The sequence below is a fragment of the Pseudonocardia ailaonensis genome (assembly GCF_039531635.1).
In the GTDB taxonomy this organism is placed as follows: Bacteria; Actinomycetota; Actinomycetes; order Mycobacteriales; family Pseudonocardiaceae; genus Pseudonocardia; species Pseudonocardia ailaonensis.
The window spans coordinates 47,911-67,823 of sequence record NZ_BAAAQK010000003.1 but is presented as its reverse complement, the minus strand read 5'-3'; the positions used below and the strand labels follow the sequence as shown (position 1 = coordinate 67,823).

Below are 19,913 nucleotides of genomic sequence, written 5' to 3'. Positions count from 1 at the left end.
GACCCCGGGTCAGGGAACCCCCTGACATGCGAGAACGCCGCGCCCCTCGGGGGTCCGCGGCGTTCTCGGGAGGTGTGTCAGAGCTCGCGGCTCGCCCGCAGGCGGGCCAGCGCCTCGTCGAGGATGGCGGCGCCGTCCTCGTCGCTGCGGCGCTCCTTCACGTACGCGAGGTGCGTCTTGTACGGCTCGTTGCGCGGCGCCGCGGGCGGCGCGGTCTGCTCGCGACCGGCCGGCAGGCCGCAGCGCGGGCAGTCCCAGAACTCGGGGATCTCCGCCTCGGCCGCGAACGACGGCCGGGTCTCGTGGCCGTTGGCGCAGAAGTACGGGATCCGCTCGCGCGGCGCGGTCTCGCCCCGCTCGGACTCCCCCATCGGACCGGCACCGACACGGGTGCCGCGGATCGCGTTGCCACCGGACATCGCCATGGTGTTCTCCTTCGCCCGCTCCGCTAGCCGGAGGGCTCGCTCAGACGCCGACCTTGACCAGCACGCCGATCCCGACGATCGCCACCACCCAGATCGCGGCGGTGAACAGGGTCAGCCGGTCCAGGTTCTTCTCGACCACGCTCGAGCCCGACAGGCTCGACTGGACGCCGCCGCCGAACAGGCTCGAGAGCCCGCCGCCACGGCCGCGGTGCAGCAGGATCAGGAGCACCAGCACGACGCTGGCCACGATCAGCACGATCTGCAGCGCGAAGATCATTCGACGTCCATTCCGCCTCGACGTTCCGGCAAGGGTTGTCAATCTACCCGTGCCCGCTCGCCCGCTCCCCTCGGGTGGTGTCCGGGAGGTCGCATCGCGCGGACGGGGCGTTACCGCCCGCTCACCGTCCCCGACCGACCAACGATCGCCGCGACGGCGGAGTTCCGCGGGGTCGTGAGTGGCAATAGTCGCCATGGCGACTATTGCCACTCACGGGGGCTACGGCAGCGGGCCGCCCGCGGCGATGGCGCAGAGCTGCGAGAACTCGTCGCCGTCCAGGGAGGCCCCGCCGACGAGCGCGCCGTCGACATCGGTCTCGGCGACGATCTCGCCGACGTTCTTCGCCTTCACCGAGCCGCCGTAGAGGATGCGGGTCGCCTCCGCCACCGGGGCGCCGTACAGCTCCCGGACCTGCTCGCGCAGCGCGTGGCAGACCTCCTGCGCGTCCGCAGGCGAGGCCACCTTGCCGGTGCCGATCGCCCAGACGGGCTCGTAGGCGACGACCACCTCGCCGATCTGCTCGGCCGTGACCTTCTCCAGCGCCGCCACCAGCTGCGCGGTGCAGTGGGAGACGTGCGCGGCGGACTCCCGGACGTCCAGGCCCTCGCCGACGCAGAGGATCGGCTTGAGGCCGTTCTTCAGCGCGGCGTGCACCTTGGTGTTGACGGTCCGGTCGTCCTCGCCGTGGATCTCCCGGCGCTCCGAGTGCCCGACCACCACGTAGGTGCAGCCGAGCTTCGCGAGCATCGCCCCGGAGATGTCGCCGGTGTAGGCCCCGGAGGCGTGCGGGGACAGGTCCTGCGCGCCGTGGACGAGCTTGAGCTTGTCCCCGTCGATCAGGGTCTGCACGCTGCGGATGTCCGTGAACGGCGGGATCACCGCCACGTCGACGTGGTCGTAGTACTTCTCCGGCAACGCGAAGGCGATCTTCTGCACCAGCCCGATGGCCTCGAGGTGGTTGAGGTTCATCTTCCAGTTGCCCGCGATCAGCGGCGTCCGGGCCATCAGTCGAGCACCGCCACTCCGGGGAGGGACTTGCCCTCGAGGTACTCCAGGGACGCGCCGCCCCCGGTGGAGATGTGCGAGAACCCGTCCTCGGGCAGGCCGAGCGCGCGCACGGCCGCGGCCGAGTCACCGCCGCCGACCACCGAGAAGGACGACGAGTCGACGATCGCCTGCGCGACGCCGCGGGTGCCCTCGGCGAACGGCGCGAGCTCGAACACGCCCATCGGCCCGTTCCAGAACACCGTCTTCGCCCCGGCGAGCACGGAGGAGAACTCCCCGACCGACGCCGGGCCGATGTCCAGGCCCATCCAGCCGTCCTCGATCGCGTCCACCGGGACGGTCTTGGTGTTCGCGTCCGCCGAGAAGGCGTCCGCCACCACGACGTCCAGGGGCAGGACGATCTTCCCGGACTCCAGGAGCTTGCGGGACGTGTCGATCTGGTCCTTCTCGAGCAGCGACGAGCCCACGCCGTAGCCCTGCGCGGCCAGGAAGGTGAAGCACATCCCGCCGCCGACCAGCAGCGAGTCCACCTTCGGCAGCAGCGCCTCGATCACGGCGAGCTTGTCCGACACCTTGGAGCCACCGAGCACGACCGCGTACGGCCGCTCGGGCGTCTCGGTCAGCTTCTTCAGCACCTCGACCTCGGACAGGACGAGCCCGCCCGCGTAGGCCGGCAGCTCCTGCGCGACGTCGTACACCGAGGCCTGCTTGCGGTGCACCACGCCGAAACCGTCGCTCACGAACGCCTCGGCGCCCGTGCGCTCGATCAGCTCGCGGGTGAACGCCGCACGCTCGTCGTCGCTCTTCGAGGTCTCGCGCGGGTCGAACCGGATGTTCTCCAGCAGCACCACGTCGCCCTCGTGCAGGTTCGGCAGGTCCGCGCCGTGCGGAACGAGCTTCACCGGCGCGCCGAGCAGCTCACCGAGCCGCGCGGCCACCGGGGCCAGCGAGAACTGCGTGTCCGACGGGGACTTCGGCCGGCCGAGGTGGGCCGTGACGACGACCTTCGCGTCCGCCTCGGCGAGCGCGGCGATCGTCGGCACCGAGGCCCGGATGCGCCCGTCGTCGGTGATGGTCTCGCCGTCGAGGGGGACGTTGAGGTCCGAGCGCACCAGCACGGTCTGCCCGGCCACCCCCTCGTCGACGAGGTCGGCGACGGTCCTCACAGCTTCGACGCCACCAGCGCGGTGATGTCGGCGAGGCGGTTCGAGTAGCCCCACTCGTTGTCGTACCAGCCGACGACCTTCACCTGGTTGCCGATGACCTTGGTCAGGCCGGCGTCGAAGATCGTGGAGTGCGGGTCGGTGACGATGTCCGACGACACGATGGGGTCCTCGGTGTACTTGAGGATGCCCTGGAGCGGGCCGCTCTCGGCGGCGGCCTTGTACGCGGCGTTGATCTCCGCGGCCGAGGCCTCCTTGCGCACCTCGACCGTGAGGTCGGTGGCCGAGCCGGTGGGGATCGGCACGCGCAGGGCGTACCCGTCGAGCTTGCCCTTGAGGTGCGGCAGGACCAGCGAGATCGCCTTGGCGGCACCGGTCGAGGTCGGCACGATGTTGATCGCGGCGGCGCGCGCGCGACGCAGGTCGGAGTGCGGCCCGTCCTGCAGGTTCTGGTCCTGCGTGTAGGCGTGGATCGTGGTCATCAGACCCTTCTCGATCCCCAGCAGGTCGTCGAGCACCTTGGCCAGCGGCGCGAGGCAGTTGGTGGTGCAGGACGCGTTCGAGATGATCGACTGCGAGCCGTCGTACTCCGCGTCGTTGACGCCCTTGACGATGGTGAGGTCCTCACCGCTCGCCGGCGCCGAGATGACGACCTTCTTCGCGCCCGCGTCGAGGTGCTTCGAGGCACCCTCGCGCTTGGTGAAGAAGCCGGTGGACTCGACCACGACGTCCACGCCGAGGTCCTTCCAGGGCAGCTCGGCCGGGTCGCGGAACGACAGCGCCTTGATCGACTTCCCGTCGACCACGATCTCGTCATCGCCCTTGAGCTCCACCGAGTACGGCAGGCGGCCGAGGATCGAGTCGTACTTGAGCAGGTGTGCGAGCGTCGCGTTGTCGGTGAGGTCGTTCACCGCGACGATCTCGATGTCGCTGGTGCCGGCGGCGCGCTGGGCGTCCACCGCCCGCCAGAAGTTGCGGCCGATGCGGCCGAAGCCGTTGACGCCTACCCGGACGGTCACACGAACCTCCACTGGTCGTTGCTGGGAACGGCCCAACCCTATCGGGCCCGGAGTGACCCTGCGCGTGACCTGTATGGCATTTGCCCAGGTCTCACGCGTCCTCGAGCATCTCCGGCGTGACGGCCGACTCGGTGTCGGGGATGCCGAGGTCCGCGGCCCGCTTGTCCGCCATGTGCAGCAGCCGCCGGATCCGGCCCGCCACCGCGTCCTTCGTCATCGGCGGCTCCGCGAGCTGACCCAGCTCCTCCAGGGACGCCTGGGTGTGCTCGGCGCGCAACCGGCCGGCGGCGAGCAGGTGGTTCGGCACGTCCTCGCCGAGGATCTCCAACGCACGCTGCACGCGGGCCGCGGCCGCCACGGCCGCGCGGGCCGAGCGGCGCAGGTTCGCGTCGTCGAAGTTCGCGAGCCGGTTCGCGGTGGCCCGGACCTCGCGGCGCATCCGCCGCTCCTCCCACGCCAGGACGCACTCGTGGGCGCCCATCCGGGTCAGCAGGGCGCCGATGGCGTCCCCGTCCCGGACGACCACGCGATCGGCCCCGCGGACCTCGCGGGCCTTGGCCGTGACCCCGAGCCGCCGGGCGGACCCGACGAGGGCGAGCGCGGCCTCCGGTCCGGGGCAGGTCACCTCCAACGCCGAGCTGCGCCCGGGCTCGGTCAGCGAGCCGTGGGCGAGGAACGCGCCGCGCCAGGCCGCCTCCGCGTCGTCCAGGTCGCCGGAGACGACGGCCGGCGGCAGCCCCCGGACCGGGCGGCCACGCTGGTCGAGCAGGCCGGTCTGGCGGGCCAGGCCCTCGCCGTCGCGCACCACGCGGATCACGTACCGGGCGCCGCGCCGGATCCCGCCCGCGGAGATGACGTGGGCCTCGCACTGGTGGCCGTAGAGATCATGGATCTCCTTGCGCAGCCGCCGCGCGACCGATCCCGTGTCGACCTCGGCCTCGATCACCACCCGGCCGCCCACGATGTGCAGGCCCCCGGCGAAGCGCAGCAGCGACGCGACCTCCGCGCGCCGGCACGACGGCTTGGTCACGGTGAGCCTGCTCAGCTCGTCCTTCACCGCCGCGGTCATCGCCATACCGGAGGCCTCCCCCTGTCGAACCGTTCCCTCGTGCCGCCCGGCTGTCCACGCGGCCGTCACGTACTCGCGCCCGACCGGGGCCGTGTTGCGGCCCCCGGTCCCCCGGGCGGCCCGGACAGGACCTCCCGAAGCGCCGCCGCCAGCGCCGTGGGCTCGTGCCGGGGCACGAGCGGGCCCGCCGCCACCGGGGCGAGATGGACCCGTCCACCCGCCCCCATCATCGTCTCCGCCTCCCGGCGCAGGCGACGGGGTACCGCAACACTGCCCGAATCGGCCAGGACCACGTCGAACCGGAGCTCCGGGGCGTGCGCCGCCAGGACCGCGAGATGCTGCTCGGGTGAGAAGTCCGGGGTCTCCCCCGGCTCCGGCGCGAGGTTGAGGACGACGACGCGCCGCGCCGCCGTCTCCTGCAGGGCGGCGCGCAGGGCGGGCACCAGCAGGTGCGGCAGGACGGACGTGAACCAAGAGCCCGGACCGAGCAGCACCAGGTCCGCCGCCCGGACGGCCTCGACCGCCTGGGTGCACGCCGGCGGATCCTCCGGGAGCAGGCGTACCCGCTCCACCCGGCCGGGGGTGGACGCCACCGCCACCTGCCCGCGGATGCGGTGGGTCCGGCCGGCGTCCGCGGCGTCCGCGGCGTCCTCGCCCTCGGGGTCCAGCCCGCTGACCTCGGCCTCGATGTCGAGCGGCACGGCGCACATCGGCAGCACGCGGCCACGGACCCCGAGCAGCTCGCACATGGCGTCCAGCGCGGCCACCGGATCGCCGAGCGTCTCCATCAGGCCGGCCAGCACGAGATTGCCCACGGCGTGCCCGGCCAGGGCGCCGGTGCCGCCGAACCGGTGCTGGACGAGCTCGGTCCAGCCGGGCTCGTGGGCCAGGGCCGCGAGGGCCATCCGCAGGTCGCCGGGGGGCAGCAGGCCGCCGATCTCGCGGCGGATGCGGCCGGAGGAGCCGCCGTCGTCCGCGACCGTGACGACGGCGGTGACGTCGGAGACCTCGGGCATGAGCCGCAGGGCGCCCAGCGTGGCGGCCAGCCCGTGACCGCCGCCCAGGGCGACGGCCCTCACTCGCGACCCAGATCCCGGTGCGCGACGCTCACCGCGACACCCTCCGATCCCGCCAGCCGCCGCGCCAGCTCCTCGCTGATCGCGACGCTGCGGTGCTTGCCACCGGTGCAGCCCACCGACACCGCGAGGTAGCGCTTGCCCTCGCGCCGGTAGCCCGCGCCGACGAGCCTCAGCAGGTCGAGATAGCGGCCGATGAACTCCTCGGCGCCCTCCTGGGAGAGCACGTAGTCCCGCACGTCCGCGTCCTTGCCGCTGTGCTCGCGCAGCTCCGGGATCCAGTGCGGGTTCGGCAGGAACCGCATGTCGACGACCAGGTCCGAGTCCATCGGCAGCCCGTACTTGTAGCCGAACGACAGGAAGTTGACCCGGGTGGCCTGGGGCGCGTCCCGCTCGAACCCCTGCTCGATGCGCGCCCGCAGCTGGTGCACGGACAGGTTCGAGGTGTCCAGCACCAGGTCCGCGGCCTCGCGCAGCGGGCTGAGCAGCTGGCGCTCGGCGGTGATGCCGTCGACGAGCCGGCCGTCGCCCTGCAGGGGGTGGCCGCGGCGGTTGGCCTCGAAGCGGCGCACCAGCACGCTGTCCGCGGCCTCCAGGAACAGCAGGCGGGGCTTGTAGCCGCGCGCGTCGAGATCCTTGATCACGGCGCCGAGGTCCGCGCTGAAGGCGCGGCTGCGCACGTCCATCACCACGGCGATCCGGGTGACCTCACCGCGCGCGCGGGCGCCCAGGTCGACCATCGTGGCGATCAGCTCGGGCGGCAGGTTGTCCACCACGAACCAGCCGAGGTCCTCCAGGACCTTCGCCGCGGTGCTCCGCCCCGCGCCGGACAGGCCGCTGACCAGCGCGACCTCGATGCCCTTCGTGACCGGATCGGTCATGGCGTGGCCTCCGTCGACGGGTGCAGGGCCGCCACCACGGCCTCGGCGGTGCGCTGCCCGAAGCCGGGCAGCCCGGCGATCTCGGAGGCCTCCGCCGCCCTGATCTTCTTCATCGAGCCGAAGTGCTTGAGCAGCGCCTGTCGCCGCGCCGGGCCGAGGCCCGGCACGGCGTCCAGCTCGGAGGCCACCATGCCCTGGGAACGACGCTGGCGGTGATAGGTGATGGCGAAGCGGTGTGCTTCGTCCCTCAACCGCTGCAACAGGTAGAGCCCCTCGGAGGTGCGCGAGAGGATCACCGGGTCCGGGTCGCCGGGCAGCCAGACCTCCTCCAGGCGCTTGGCCAGCCCGCACAGCGCGACGTCCTGGATGCCGAGCTCGGCCAGCACGTCCGCGGCCGCCTCGACCTGGGGCTGGCCGCCGTCGACCACCAGCAGGTTGGGGGCGTAGGCGAACTTGCGGGGACGGCCGGTGGTCGGGTCGATCCCGGTGCGCACCTTGGCCGCGGACTCCGCGTCGTCGGCCTCGTCGGGGGTGGTCTCGCTCAGGTAGCGGCGGAACCGGCGGCGCACGACCTCGGCCACCGACGCGACGTCCCCGCCCTCGGCGCCCTCGCGGATCTCGAAGCGCCGGTAGTCCGACTTCTTCGCCAGCCCGTCCTCGAACACCACGAGGCTCGCGACGACGTTCGTGCCCTGCACGTGGCTGACGTCGATGCACTCGATCCGCAGCGGTGCCTGGTCCAGGCCCAGCGCGTCCTGGATCTCCTGCAGCGCGGCCGAACGGGCGGTGAGGTCCCCCGCGCGCCGCAGCTTGTGCTGGGTGAACGCCTCCTTGGCGTTGCGCTCCACGGTCTCCGCGAGCGCCCGCTTGTCCCCGCGGTGCGGCACGCGCAGCGACACCCGGGAGCCGCGCAGGTCACCGAGCCAGTCCTGGAGCGCCTCGTGCTCCGGCGGCAGCTCGGGGACCAGGATCTCCTTCGGCACGGGCTGGGACGCGTCGTCCGCCTGGTCGGCCAGCGCCGCCTGCTCGCCGTAGAACTGGGTGACGAACCGCTCCACCAGGGCGACGGTGTCCGGTGTCTCGTCCGTCTTGTCGATCACCCAGCCGCGCTGGCCCCGCACCCGGCCGCCGCGGACGTGGAAGACCTGGACGGCGGCCTCCAGCTCGTCCTGGGCGAACGCCACGACGTCCGCGTCCGTGCCGTCGCCGAGGACCACGGCCTGGCGCTCCATGGCCCGCTTGAGGGCGCCGACGTCGTCCCGCAGGCGGGCGGCCTTCTCGAACTCCAGCTCCTCGGACGCCTGCTGCATCCGCCGCTCGAGCTCGCGCACCATCCGGTCCGTGCGGCCGGAGAGGAACTCGGCGAAGTCGTCGACGATCCCGCGGTGCTCCTCGGCGGTGACCCGCCCGACGCAGGGCGCCGAGCACTTGTCGATGTAGCCGAGCAGGCAGGGACGGCCGATCTGCCCGTGCCGCTTGAACACGCCCGCGCTGCAGGTGCGCGCGGGGAACACCCGCAGCAGCAGGTCCAGGGTCTCGCGGATCGCCCACGCGTGCGCGTAGGGGCCGAAGTACCGGACGCCCCTGCGGCGCGGGCCGCGGTAGACGTGCAGGCGCGGGAACTCCTCGTTCAACGTCATCGCCAGCACCGGATAGGTCTTGTCGTCCCGGTAGCGGACGTTGAAGCGCGGGTCGTACTCCTTGATCCAGTTGTACTCGAGCTGGAGCGCCTCGACCTCGGTGCCGACGACCGTCCACTCCACGTGCCCGGCCGTGGTGACCATCTGGCGCGTGCGCGGGTGCAGGCCCGCGAGGTCCGCGAAGTAGGAGTTGAGCCGCTGGCGCAGGCTCTTCGCCTTCCCCACGTAGATCACGCGGCCCGTCGGGTCGGAGAACCGGTACACGCCGGGGGCCTCCGGGATCGTCCCCGGGGCCGGGCGGTAGGTGGCGGGGTCGGGCATAGGACTCTCAGCGTAGAACCGCGGTCCGACAGTTCGCGCCGGACCGCCCCTGTGGGGACGGGTGGGGCGTGGGTGTATCCAGGTGACCCGAAACTGTCGGTGCGGTCGGGTACATCTCCTGCTCGACGACGAACGCCCGTTCGAAGGAGGCTCCCCGTGACCGTCCCGACCGCTCCCCTCACCCGCACGGACCGGCTCGACCGCGTGCGCAAGCTGCTCGCCAAGGCCGAGCGCGCCGGCACACCGGAGGAGGCGGAGACCTACAACGCCAAGGCCGTCGAGCTGATGGCCCGGCACGGGATCGACGAGGCGCTGCTGGCGGCCTCGCTCGCGGCGGACGACCCGCGGCGGGACGGGATCGGCATGGTGCGGGTGGAGATGGACGACCCGTACTCGGCCGGCAAGGCCCGGCTGCTGGGCTGGACGGCCTCGGCGCTGCGCTGCCGCTGGGTCATGCACGGCGCGAGCGGCGGCCGGGTCGAGGCGGTCACCGTGTTCGGCTTCGCGGCCGACCGCGAACGGGTCGAGCTGCTCTACACCTCGCTGCTGCTGCAGGCCACGGGCCGGATGGTGCGGCTGCGGCCACCGCGTCCCGACGAGTCGGTGGCCGCGTACCGGCGGTCGTGGCTGCAGGGTTTCGCGGCGCAGGTGCACCAGCGGCTCCTCGAGGCGGAGGAGCGGGCTGCCGCCTCCGCGTCGGCCGACCGGGTCGCGGCCGCCGGGACCGCGCTGGTGCTGGTCGACCGGGGCGCCCAGGTGGACCGGGCCTACGCGGAGGCGTTCCCCGATCTCGCGCGGGCCCGCCGGCCGTCGCTGTCGGGCAGCGGGTTCGCCGAGGGGGCGGCCGCCGGGCGGCAGGCGGACCTCGGCGGCACGCGCCTCGATCCGGCCACCCGGCGGGAGCTCGCCTGACCGGCTCCCCGGGCCGCGCCTCACCCGGGCAGGGCGAGGAGCCGCTCGGCGACCTCGACCAGGCTGGGCCCGGTGACGTGCGGCGGGTCCACGGCGTCGGGCGGGCGGGCGCCGTGGCGGAGCACCAGGCCTCCGATCAGGCCGGCGCGCATCGCCCCGTGCACGAGGTCCGCCTGTGCGGACACGAAGGCGGTCTCGGCCGGCTCGCTGCGCACGCCGCGGCAGGCGAGCAGGTAGGCGTCGGGATGCGGGAGGAGGAAACCGAGATCGTCCGTGGCCACCGCGCCGCGCAGGAAGCTGCGCAGGCCGGTGGTGTGCAGGGCCGCGACGATGTGGCTCCCGTTGCCCTGGGCCAGCGCCCAGGCCGGCACGTGGGCCCGGACGAGGACCGCGAAGGCCGGCTCGGCGTCGGGGAAGCTGGGCAGCTCCGCGAGGCCGGCCGTCAGGTGGGCGATCGCGTCGTCGCCGAGGGTGTGGCCGGTGGCGGAGCGCAGCGCGTCCGCCACGATCCGGTCGAAGGGCGGCGGGGTCCCGCCGGCCAGGGCGAGGCCCCGCGCGTCGCGCAGCGCGTGGGCCAGGAAGAGCTCGTACTCGTGCGCCGGGCGGCCGACGTCGAGGAAGCGCGCCCGCAGCGCCTCGACCTGCAGGAGGGTGCCGTACACGTCCACCAGCACCGCCCGCGGCCGCCGGGCCGCGACCGGCTCCGCCGTGGGGACCCGCGGTTGGGGGGCCGGTCGCCGGGCCAGCTCCACCACGGTCCCGCTCGCCGCGCCGCCCTCCGGGGCGCGGTCCCCCCGCCGGCGACGGGGTCCGCGGAGCCCGCTCCCCCGGGCCGTGCCACGCTGCACGACGGTCATCGGTCCTCCGCCCGACAGGCGTGTCGGTCCCCCGACCGATCCGTACACGCATGATCACGCTCTGCGATTCGACGATCAGTCTGGCGGGCCGGGCGGGCCGCTCCCGGCCACCGGCAGGCCACGGCGCCGAGCGGTCGCGGTGGGTCGCCGAAACGGCTGCGGCCGCCTTCCGGCGGATCGGCCGCGGCTCGGCCCCGGATCGGTCGCGACGGCCCGTCGCAGAGCGGATCCGGCCGCCGCGGATCACAGCAGCCGCCCGCCGCGGAGCGGATCCGCCGCGGCGACCCGGGGTCAGTCGTCGGCGCGCGCGGCGGCGTGGAGGGCGCGGACCCGGCGGATCGCGTCGACCGCGCGCTGCCGGTCCACGGCCTGGATCGCCAGGACCGGGAGGTACTCGAAGTCGGGGAGGTCCAGCCGCGCCCAGGACGCGCCGTCGGGGAACGCCACCCGCTCCACCGCGGACCACGGCAGGTAGCGCGCGAGGCCCGCGTTGCGCACCTCGATGCCGTGCTCGTCCGCGCGGACCCGGGGCCTCGCGAACAACAGCAGGCCGCCCGCGACGAAGAGCCCCAGCAGGACCAGGGAGACCTGGTCGGCGAAGCGGAAGTACACACCGGTGGAGACCTCGCGCAGCACGATCGCGATCGCTACGAAGATCACCACGATGACCACCGCGGACACCCAGCCCAGCCAGCTGGCCAGCCGTGGGCGGATCACGATGGCGTCCTTCCCCACGGTCGTCGGCACGTCCGCCCCGATGTTCCCCTCCCGCGGCGCCGTGCTCACTCCATCCCCCGCAGCTCGGCGAGGACGATCGCGGTGCGCAGCGCGGCCGCGCAGGCCTCGGCGCCCTTGTCCTCGCTGCTGCCGGGCACGCCGCTGCGGTCCACGGCCTGCTCGAGGGTGTTCGTGGTGAGCACCCCGTTGCCGACCGGGGTGGACTCGTCGAGCGCGATGCGCGTGAGCCCCGCCGTCACCGAGTCGCAGACGTACTCGAAGTGCGGCGTGCCGCCCCGCACCACCACGCCCAGCGCGACCACCGCGTCGTGGGTGCGGGCCAGCTCCTGGGCCACCACGGGCAGCTCGACCGTGCCCGGCACCCGGACGACGGTGGGCACCGCGCCGGCCTTCTCCGCGACCGCCAGCGCCCGCTCCACCAGGACGTCGACGATCTCGGCGTGCCAGGTCGCCGCGACCACACCCACCCGGAGCCCGGCGGCCCCGGTCAGGTCTCCCGGGCCCTCGGGCCTGCCCTCACCACTCATGCCGGTGATTCTCCCAGGCCAGATCCGCGGGTGCGGCCGCGGGTCAGAGTCCGACGCCGTCCGTCAGGTTGCCCGGTCCGTCCGATTCGCCCAGATCGGGCAGATCGTGGCCCATCCGGTCCCGCTTGGTGCGCAGGTACCGCAGGTTCTCCGGGTTCGGCCGGATCGGCATCGCGATGCGCTCGAGGATCCGCAGCCCGTAGCCCTCCAGCCCGGCGCGCTTCTCCGGGTTGTTGGTGAGCAGCCGCATCGACTTCACGCCCAGGTCGGAGAGGATCTGCGCGCCGATGCCGTAGTCCCGCGCGTCGGCGGGCAGGCCCATCGCGAGGTTGGCGTCGACGGTGTCCGCCCCCGCCTCCTGCAGCTGGTAGGCCTGCAGCTTGTGCAGCAGGCCGATGCCCCTGCCCTCGTGCCCGCGCATGTAGAGCACGACCCCGCGGCCCTCCTTGTCGACGGCCTCGAGGGCGGCGTCGAGCTGGGGGCCGCAGTCGCAGCGCAGCGAGCCCATCACGTCCCCGGTCAGGCACTCCGAGTGCACGCGGACCAGCACGTCCTCGCCGGTGCCGTCCGGGGTGCCGACGTCGCCCTTCACCATGGCGATGTGCTCGATGCCGTCGAGCAGGGAGTCGTAGCCATAGGCCACGAACTCACCGTGGGCGGTGGGGATGCGCGCCTGCGCCACGCGCTGGATGTGCTTCTCGAAGCGGCGCCGGTAGGAGATCAGGTCCGCGATCGTGATCAGGGTGAGCTCGTGCGCGTCCGCGAAGACCTGCAGCTCGTCGCCGCGGGCCATCTCCCCCTCGTCCTTCTGGGAGACGATCTCGCAGAGCGCACCGGCGGGCGCGAGCCCGGCCATGCGGGTGAGGTCGACGGCGGCCTCGGTGTGCCCCGGCCGGCGGAGCACGCCGCCCTCGCGGGCGCGCAGCGGCAGCACGTGCCCGGGCCGGACGAGGTCGACGGGCTGGGTGTGCGGGTTCGCGAGCAGGCGCATGGTGTGCGCGCGGTCGGCCGCGGAGATGCCCGTCGTCACCCCGTCCTTGGCGTCGACGGTCACGGTGAACGCGGTGCGGTAGGCGTCGGCGTTCGTGTGGTGCATCGGCGGGAGGTCGAGGCGGTCGCACTCGCCGTCCGTGAGCGCGACGCACACGTAGCCAGAGGTGTAGCGCACCACGAAGGACACCAGCTCCGGCGTCGCCTTCTCGGCGGCGAAGATCAGGTCGCCCTCGTTCTCGCGGTCCTCGTCGTCGACCACCACGACGGCCTTGCCGTCCGCCAGGTCGCGCAGCGCCCGCTCGATCCGCTCGAAGCCCCCGGAGAGCCCGGCCGCGGCGGCCCGCCCCTGCTGAGCGATCTCGGTCACTTCACACCGTCCTGTCCCTGCGCCCCGCCCAGATAGCCGGCTGCGAGCCGTTCCACGTACTTGGCGAGGACGTCCACCTCGAGATTGACGATATCTCCCGGCTCCCGCAGGCCGAGGGTCGTGTCCGCCAATGTGGTGGGGATCAACGCGACGGTGAACGTCTCGCCGTCCGTGGCCGCGACCGTGAGCGACACGCCGTCGACCGCGATCGAGCCCTTCTCCACGACGTAGCGCGAGAGCTCGGCCGGGAGGGCGAAGCGCACCTCGTCGCTGCGCTCGCCGGGGGTGCGCGAGAGCAGGGTGCCGACGCCGTCGACGTGGCCCTGCATGATGTGCCCGCCCAGCCGGCCGTTGGCCGGGAGCGCGCGCTCCAGGTTGACCCGGGCCCCGGTCGCGGCGGCCCCGAGCGAGGTGCGCTTCAGCGTCTCGGGCACGAGCTCGAGGCGGAACTCGTCGTCTCGTGCACCCTCGTCGTCGGCCACGGTCAGACAGCAGCCGTTCACCGCGATCGAGTCCCCGTGCGCGGCGTCGGTCGACACGACCGGACCCCGCACCGTCAGCACGACGACCTCGCCCGTCTGCCGGACGCCGACGATCTCGCCGACCTCCTCGACGATCCCCGTGAACATCCGCTCGCCTTCCCTTCCGTCAGGGACGCCCGTCGACGAGAACATCGCCGCCATCGCCCCCCACCACCCGCACGCTGTCGACCTTCAACCGCATGAGGTCCGAGATCGTTCCCACCCCGGCGTCCGCCAGTGCCGCCGCACCCGCTCCGAGCAGCGCCGGGGCCAGATAGGCCAGCACCCGGTCCACCCGCTGCGCCCCGAGGAACGCCCCGGCGAGCCGCGGCCCGCCCTCGAGCAGCACGTCGACCACCCCCCGGTCGGTGAGCTCCTTGAGCACGTCGTCCGGGGAGTGTGTGCGCAGATGTAGCACGTCCGGTGCGTCGAGGCGCGCTCCGGCGGGCACGTCGCGGTTGCCCACCACGACGCGCAGCGGCTGGCGCTCGCGATCGGTGCCGTCCGGGTACCTGGCCGTCAGCGCGGGGTCGTCCGCGATCACCGTGCCGGTGCCGGCGACCACGGCGTCGACGTGCGAGCGGAACTCGTGTACCTCGGCCCGCGCGGCCTCGCCGGTGATCCACCGGCTGGTCCCGTCCGCGGCGGCGCTGCGGCCGTCGAGCGTGGCGGCGAACTTCCAGGTCACATGGGGACGACCGGTGCGCACGGCGTGCAGCCAGGCCCGCAGCGGGCCGGTGGCCACCTCGTCGCCGAGCGTGCCGAGCACGACCTCGACGCCGGCCGCGCGCAGCCGCTCGGTGCCGCCCGCGGCCTTCGGGTTCGGGTCCGCGACCCCCGCGTGCACCCGCGCGATCCCGGCGGCGACCAGGGCCTCCGAGCACGGCGGGGTGCGGCCGTGGTGGTTGCACGGCTCGAGGGTGACGACGGCGGTCCCGCCCCGGGCCCGCTCCCCCGCCTCGCGCAGGGCGACGACCTCGGCGTGCGGGCCACCGGGCGGGGCGGTCGCACCGGTGCCGACGATCTCGCCCGCGGCGTCGAGGATCACGGCGCCGACCGGCGGGTTCGGGCTGGTGGTGCCGTGCACGGCGACCGAGGCGGCCAGCGCCGCCCGCATCGCCTGCTCCGGCGTCGTCCCCGGCACCCCGTCAGCCCTCCCGCTCCGTCGGCCCGGCCACCCGGTCAGCCCCGCCACCGGGTGTGGGCGGAGACCACCTGCTCGCGCAGCGCGGCGACGGCGCGGCCCGGGTCGTCGGCGCCGTAGACGGCCGAGCCCGCGACGAAACAGTCCACGCCCGCCTCGGCCGCCGCCTCGATCGTCGACGCCGCGATGCCGCCGTCGATCTCGACCAGGACCTGCAGGTGCCCGGTGTCCACGAGCCGGCGCGCGGTGCGGACCTTGTCGAGCACCTCCGGCATGAACGCCTGCCCGCCGAAACCGGGCTCGACGCTCATCACCAGCAGCGTGTCGTAGTGCTTGAGGACCTCGACGTACGGCTCCAGCGGGGTGCCGGGCTTGATCGACAGCCCCGCCCTGGCCCCGGCCGCACGCAGGTTCTTCGCGAGCATCACCGGATCCGCGGCGGCCTCCACGTGCACCGTGACGTTGTACGCGCCGGCCTCGGCGTACGACGGCGCCCAGCGGTCCGGGTCGTCGATCATGAGATGGCAGTCGAGCGGGGTCGGGGTCGCCTTCAGCAGCGACTCGACGACCGGCAGCCCGAGCGTCAGGTTCGGTACGAAGTGCGCGTCCATCACGTCGACGTGCAGCCAGTCCGCGCCCTCGGCGCCGGCCGACACGACCGCGGCCTCCTCGGCGAGGCGGGCGAAGTCGGCGGACAGGATGCTCGGGGCGATCAGGGGACGCACGCTGGCAGGTTACTGCCCGCTCCGGGTCGCCGCGTCACCCCGAGACCGCGCGGCACGCACGGTCACGGGGTGACGAGAGTCCGGTCACACGTCCGGGTCAGGCGGTGCGCCGCAGCAGCGCGAGGAACATCGCGTCCGTGCCCTGCCGGTGCGGCCACAGCTGCACGGACGGTCCCTCGCCGAGCTGCGGGACCCCCTCCAGGTACGGCCGGGCGTCGATCCACTCCGCCGTGACCCCGAGATCCTTCCGGCGCACCAGCCCCCCGATCACCCCGACCGTCTCGGAGAGATGCGGGGAACAGGTGACATAGGCCACGACGCCCCCGATCCGGGCGTGCCGCAGCCCGGCGAGCAGCAGCTCGCGCTGCAGCTTCGCCAGCGCCGAGACGTCGTCGGGGGTGCGGCGCCAGCGTGCCTCGGGCCGGCGGCGCAGCGCACCGAGACCGGTGCACGGCGCGTCGACGAGCACCCGGTCGAAGGTGTCGTGCGGGAGCGGGGCCTCCCGGCCGTCCGCGGTGTGGACCGTGACGGGCAGCCCGTCGACGGCCCGGCGCACCAGGTCGGCACGGTGCTCGGCGGGCTCGACGGCGTCCAGCGTCCCGCCCTCGATCGCCGCCAGACCGCCGAGCAGCACGGACTTGCCGCCCGGGCCGGCGCAGAGGTCCAGCCAGCGCCCGGTGTCCGCGCTCTGCAGCCCGGCCCGGGCGAGCGCCAGCGCCACGAGCTGGCTGCCCTCGTCCTGGACGATGGCCAGGCCCTCCCGGACGGCGTCGAGCTCGCCGACGTCCCCCGAGCCGGGCTCCAGGTGCACGCCGTACGGCGAGTACGGGGCCTCGGTACCGCCGGTGACCAGCGCGAGCTCCTCGGCGCTGATGTCCCCCGGCTTCGCCAGCAGGTGGACGACGGGGCGGGCGTCGTCGGCCTCGAGGGCCGCGGGCAGCTCCTCGCGGCTGCCCAGCGCGTCCGCGAACGCCTGGCCGATCCACTTCGGGTGGGCGTGCAGGAAGGCGGCCCGGCCGATCGGGTCCTCCTGCTCGTCCGGCGCGAGGGAGGTCAGCCAGTCCTGCGCGCCCTGCTCGGCGACCGTCTCGGCCATCTTGCGCAGGATCGCGTTCACGAAGCCCGACGACGCGGTGCCGGCGATCCCCCGCACGATGTCGACGGTCGTCGCCACGGCCGCGTGCTCGGGCACCCGCATGCGCAGCAGCTGGTAGGCGCCGAGCCGCATGGCGTCGACCAGCGGGCCCTCGATGCGGTGCAGCGGGCGGTCGGCACACGCCTGGATGGCGGCGTCGAGCTGGCCCTGGGCGCGGAGGGTGCCGTACCCCAGCTCGGTCGCCAGCGCGGCGTCGCGGTCGCGGAGCCGGTGGCGGCGCAGGATCCCGGGAAGCGCGAGGTTGGCGTAGGCGTGGCGCTCGCGCACCGCCGTGAGCAGCTCGAACGCCGCCGACCGGGCGGGATCGCCCGAGGGCGGGCCCGCGGGGTTCTCGCGGCCGCGGGGCGGGCCGGAGTTGCGGGGCCCCGAGGGCCGGCCCTGCCGGCCACCGGTTCGCGGCGTGCGGTCGCCGTACCCGCCCCGCTCACCGGGCTGGGGCCGCTCGTCTCGCCGCGGCCGGTCGCTGTGCTGGGGTCGGTCGGAGCGCTGGGGTCGATCGGAACGCTGCGGCCGGTCGCCGTACCCGGGGCTGTCGCCGCGGTCGGGACGGTCGGACCGTTGGGGCCGGTCGCCGGCACCGCTCCGGTCCCGCTGCGGCCGGTCGCCCCGGTCGCCCCGCGGGCCGCCGCGATCGTCCCGGCGCTCGCCGTCACGGTCGGAGCGGTCCGGCCGGTCGGAGCCGCCCCGGTAGCCACCGCGTTCCGGCCGGTCCCCGCGGAAGCCCCCGCGGTCCCCACGGTCGCCGCCGCGGTCGTCACGGCGGTCAGCGTCGCGACGGGGGCCGCCCCGGTCGTCCCGGCGGTCACCGCCGCGAGCACCGGCCCGGTCGTCCCGGCCCCCGCGAAATCCGCCGCTCCGGTCGCCACCCGAACGGCCGGCCGCGCCCCGGTCGTCGCGGACACCCGAGCGGCCGTCACCACCCGGCCTCCCACCGCGGTCGTCACGCCCACCACGGTCCGGCCGGCCCGAACCGCTCCGCCCACCGCGGTCGTCCCGGTCACCCGAGCGCGGAGCCCAGCCGCTGCCCCGGCGCTCCCCCGAGCCCGAGCCGCGACGGTCGCCGGAGCCGCTGGAGCGGGCACCGCCCCCACTGCCGCCCTGCCGGTCCGCGGAACGCGGCGCACTCCGATCGCCGCTGCCGCGGTCGTCACGACCCCGGCTCTCACGCCCGGTGCCGGACGCCCGCTCCTCGCGCTCCGGGCGACCGCCCTCGGGGTCGCTCATCGCCGGCCCTCGCCGATCATCGGCAGGCGCGTCGCGCGGGCAGGCCGCCCACGGTTCGCTCGCTGGCGCTCGCTCACTGGAACTCTCCTCGTCCGGGCCGTCACGGCCGGTCGTCCGGCCCCCGAGGGACCTCGTTCGTCTCGGCGGCACGCGTCACCGCGACCACCGCGTCCATCGTCCCAGGCATCCGCCGGCGGCCCGGGAGTGGAGGGAACGATCGCCGCGCGAGCGTGTCCCTCCGGTCGCGGACGCGGCCGGTTCAGCCCAGGATCTCGCCGGGCTCGATCCGCACCCCGCGCGCCCAGTCGGCGGCGGGCATCGCCCGCTTGCCCACCGGCCGCACCTCACCGAGCTGCACCGGCACGGTGGCGGTCCCCACGAGCACCCGCTTCTTCTCCGCCAGCAGCTCACCCGGCTTCAGCTCGACCTCGCCGGTCCGCACCGGCGCGACCGGGCCGAGCCCGAGCCGCGCGTCCCGGAACCCGCACCAGGCCCCCGGCTCCGGCGTGACCGACCGGACCAGCCGGTCGATCGCGAGCGCCGGGCCCGACCAGTCCACCCGCGCATCCGCCACGGTCACCTTCGGGGCGTGCGACACCCCGTCCGCCGGCTGCGGGACGGCGCGCAGGGTACCGTCCTCGATACCGTCCATGGTGGCCGCGAGCAGCGCCGCGCCGGAGCGGGAGAGCCGCCCCAGCAGGTCGCCGGACGTCTCCCGCTCGCTGATCGCGTCCGTGACCACGCCGTAGGTCGGGCCGGTGTCCAGCCCCTCCTCCAGCAGGAACGTGGTGGCGCCGGTGATCTCGTCGCCCGCCCGCACCGCGGCCTGCACCGGCGCCGCCCCGCGCCAGGCGGGCAGCAGCGAGAAGTGCAGGTTGACCCAGCCGTGTGCCGGGATGTCGAGCGCCACCCGCGGTACCAACGCCCCATAGGCGACGACCGGCACGCAGTCCGGCGCCAGCTCGCGCAACGCCTCGAGGAACTCCGGCTCGCGGGGCTTCGCCGGGGTGAGCACCGGGATGCCCGCCTCGTCGGCCAGCGCGCCGATCGGCGACCGGACGAGCTTGCGCCCTCGCCCCGCGGGCGCGTCCGGCCTGGTCAGGACTGCGACGACCTCGTGGCGCGGCGAGTCGAGCAGCGCCCGCAGCGCCGGCACGGCCGGATCCGGGGTGCCCGCGAAGAGCAGCCTCACCGCGACTTCCCGAACATCGGGTGCGGGCTCACCTTCACGACGGGCTCCTGCTCCCCGAACCACGACGCCGCCCGGATCTCCGCCATCGCGATCTTGCGGGTGGCCGCGTCGAGGCGGTCCACGAACAGCACCCCGTCGAGGTGGTCCGTCTCGTGCTGGATCGCGCGCGCCAACCGGGCCGTGCCCTCGACGGTGATTGGCTCGCCGTGCATGTCCCACCCCGCGGCCACCACGTTCAGCTTCCGCAGGCACTCCCACCCCAGCTCGGGGATCGAGAGGCAGCCCTCCATGCCGAGCTGCTCCTCGGCGTCCGTCGCGGTCCAGGTGGGGTTGACCATGTGCCCGGCCGCGCCGTCGACGTCGTAGGTGAACACGCGCAGCCCCACGCCGATCTGCGGTGCGGCCAGGCCGGCACCGCCCTCGTCGTGCATGGTGTCGGTGAGGTCGGCGACGAGCTTGCGCAGCTCGGCGTCGAAGGTGGTGACGGCGGCGGCGGGGGTGCGCAGCACCGGATCGCCGAAGAGGCGGACGGGCTGGACGGACACGGAGCTCCCAACGGTCGAGCGACAGCCCCACGATTCTGCCACTCGCCCCGCCCGGCCCCCGACCCGAGCATCGCCACCCCGGGCGAGCGCACCCCCGGGTCCGGACCTCGCGAGCCGGGCGCCGCCCCGACCACCC

At 74.4% G+C, this 19,913-nt stretch carries 19 protein-coding genes and 1 pseudogene; 1 reads left to right on the top strand and 19 read right to left on the bottom strand.

Annotation, left to right across the window (positions count from 1 at the left end; all coding sequences use genetic code 11):
- Positions 1-77: 77 nt before the first annotated feature.
- The 9 genes from ABD324_RS03150 to uvrC all read right to left on the bottom strand — a co-directional run bounded on the left by ABD324_RS03150 (position 78) and on the right by uvrC (position 8,876).
- A complete protein-coding gene (locus tag ABD324_RS03150) occupies positions 78-419 on the bottom strand; it encodes an RNA polymerase-binding protein RbpA (RefSeq protein WP_344413373.1) in 342 nt (113 codons plus the stop codon).
- Between the two features lie 46 nt (positions 420-465).
- Entirely contained in the window at positions 466-702 is a 237-nt protein-coding gene (gene secG, locus ABD324_RS03145; RefSeq protein ID WP_344412127.1) for a preprotein translocase subunit SecG, read from the bottom strand.
- A gap of 219 nt (positions 703-921) precedes the next feature.
- Positions 922-1,707, bottom strand: coding sequence for a triose-phosphate isomerase (gene tpiA / locus ABD324_RS03140; protein ID WP_344412125.1), 786 nt, complete (start codon positions 1,705-1,707; stop codon positions 922-924).
- Positions 1,707-2,873, bottom strand: coding sequence for a phosphoglycerate kinase (locus tag ABD324_RS03135; RefSeq protein WP_344412123.1), 1,167 nt, complete (start codon positions 2,871-2,873; stop codon positions 1,707-1,709). The genes tpiA and ABD324_RS03135 overlap by 1 nt, the downstream gene beginning before the upstream one ends.
- The gene (gene gap / locus ABD324_RS03130) at positions 2,870-3,889 is read right to left on the bottom strand and encodes a type I glyceraldehyde-3-phosphate dehydrogenase (RefSeq protein ID WP_344412121.1); all 1,020 of its coding nucleotides are present in this window, start codon (positions 3,887-3,889) and stop codon (positions 2,870-2,872) included. The genes ABD324_RS03135 and gap overlap by 4 nt, the downstream gene beginning before the upstream one ends.
- 91 nt (positions 3,890-3,980) lie before the next feature.
- Positions 3,981-4,964 (bottom strand): DNA-binding protein WhiA, encoded by a 984-nt coding sequence (gene whiA, locus ABD324_RS03125; protein WP_344412119.1) that lies wholly within the window; start codon positions 4,962-4,964, stop codon positions 3,981-3,983.
- A 59-nt stretch (positions 4,965-5,023) separates the two neighbouring features.
- Positions 5,024-6,037: a gluconeogenesis factor YvcK family protein gene (locus ABD324_RS03120; RefSeq protein WP_344412116.1), complete on the bottom strand. Its 1,014-nt coding sequence runs from the start codon at positions 6,035-6,037 to the stop codon at positions 5,024-5,026.
- The gene (gene rapZ / locus ABD324_RS03115) at positions 6,034-6,915 is read right to left on the bottom strand and encodes an RNase adapter RapZ (protein WP_344412114.1); all 882 of its coding nucleotides are present in this window, start codon (positions 6,913-6,915) and stop codon (positions 6,034-6,036) included. The genes ABD324_RS03120 and rapZ overlap by 4 nt, the downstream gene beginning before the upstream one ends.
- Positions 6,912-8,876, bottom strand: coding sequence for an excinuclease ABC subunit UvrC (gene uvrC / locus ABD324_RS03110; RefSeq protein WP_344412112.1), 1,965 nt, complete (start codon positions 8,874-8,876; stop codon positions 6,912-6,914). The genes rapZ and uvrC overlap by 4 nt, the downstream gene beginning before the upstream one ends.
- Before the next feature lie 156 nt (positions 8,877-9,032).
- Here uvrC and ABD324_RS03105 point away from each other — a divergent pair, with 156 nt between their 5' ends.
- Positions 9,033-9,788 (top strand): DUF2786 domain-containing protein, encoded by a 756-nt coding sequence (locus ABD324_RS03105; protein ID WP_344412110.1) that lies wholly within the window; start codon positions 9,033-9,035, stop codon positions 9,786-9,788.
- Positions 9,789-9,808: 20 nt separating this feature from the next.
- On the opposite strand, the gene ABD324_RS03100 is transcribed toward ABD324_RS03105, so the two are convergent.
- From ABD324_RS03100 to def, 10 genes and pseudogenes are all read right to left on the bottom strand, one after another.
- Positions 9,809-10,645 carry an HAD family hydrolase gene (locus tag ABD324_RS03100; RefSeq protein ID WP_344412108.1) on the bottom strand — a complete coding sequence of 279 codons (837 nt, stop codon included), beginning with the start codon at positions 10,643-10,645 and terminating at the stop codon, positions 9,809-9,811.
- Between the two features lie 291 nt (positions 10,646-10,936).
- Positions 10,937-11,431, bottom strand: a complete 495-nt coding sequence (locus tag ABD324_RS03095) for a PH domain-containing protein (protein WP_344412106.1) — start codon at positions 11,429-11,431, stop codon at positions 10,937-10,939.
- A complete protein-coding gene (gene ribH, locus ABD324_RS03090; protein WP_344412104.1) occupies positions 11,428-11,910 on the bottom strand; it encodes a 6,7-dimethyl-8-ribityllumazine synthase in 483 nt (160 codons plus the stop codon). The genes ABD324_RS03095 and ribH overlap by 4 nt, the downstream gene beginning before the upstream one ends.
- Before the next feature lie 43 nt (positions 11,911-11,953).
- Positions 11,954-13,270 (bottom strand): bifunctional 3,4-dihydroxy-2-butanone-4-phosphate synthase/GTP cyclohydrolase II, encoded by a 1,317-nt coding sequence (locus ABD324_RS03085; RefSeq protein ID WP_425565717.1) that lies wholly within the window; start codon positions 13,268-13,270, stop codon positions 11,954-11,956.
- Positions 13,267-13,899, bottom strand: coding sequence for a riboflavin synthase (locus ABD324_RS03080; protein WP_344412102.1), 633 nt, complete (start codon positions 13,897-13,899; stop codon positions 13,267-13,269). Before ABD324_RS03080 ends, ABD324_RS03085 begins: the two co-directional genes overlap by 4 nt.
- 19 nt (positions 13,900-13,918) lie before the next feature.
- Positions 13,919-14,908 carry a bifunctional diaminohydroxyphosphoribosylaminopyrimidine deaminase/5-amino-6-(5-phosphoribosylamino)uracil reductase RibD gene (gene ribD, locus ABD324_RS03075; protein WP_344413369.1) on the bottom strand — a complete coding sequence of 330 codons (990 nt, stop codon included), beginning with the start codon at positions 14,906-14,908 and terminating at the stop codon, positions 13,919-13,921.
- Between the two features lie 65 nt (positions 14,909-14,973).
- Positions 14,974-15,660 (bottom strand): ribulose-phosphate 3-epimerase, encoded by a 687-nt coding sequence (rpe, locus tag ABD324_RS03070; protein ID WP_344412100.1) that lies wholly within the window; start codon positions 15,658-15,660, stop codon positions 14,974-14,976.
- A 97-nt stretch (positions 15,661-15,757) separates the two neighbouring features.
- Positions 15,758-17,200, bottom strand: a pseudogene (locus ABD324_RS03065) (RsmB/NOP family class I SAM-dependent RNA methyltransferase); the annotation flags it as partial.
- 1,099 nt (positions 17,201-18,299) lie between these two features.
- Positions 18,300-19,232: a methionyl-tRNA formyltransferase gene (gene fmt / locus ABD324_RS03060; RefSeq protein WP_344412098.1), complete on the bottom strand. Its 933-nt coding sequence runs from the start codon at positions 19,230-19,232 to the stop codon at positions 18,300-18,302.
- Positions 19,229-19,777 (bottom strand): peptide deformylase, encoded by a 549-nt coding sequence (gene def, locus ABD324_RS03055; RefSeq protein WP_344412096.1) that lies wholly within the window; start codon positions 19,775-19,777, stop codon positions 19,229-19,231. The genes fmt and def overlap by 4 nt, the downstream gene beginning before the upstream one ends.
- Positions 19,778-19,913 lie beyond the last annotated feature (136 nt).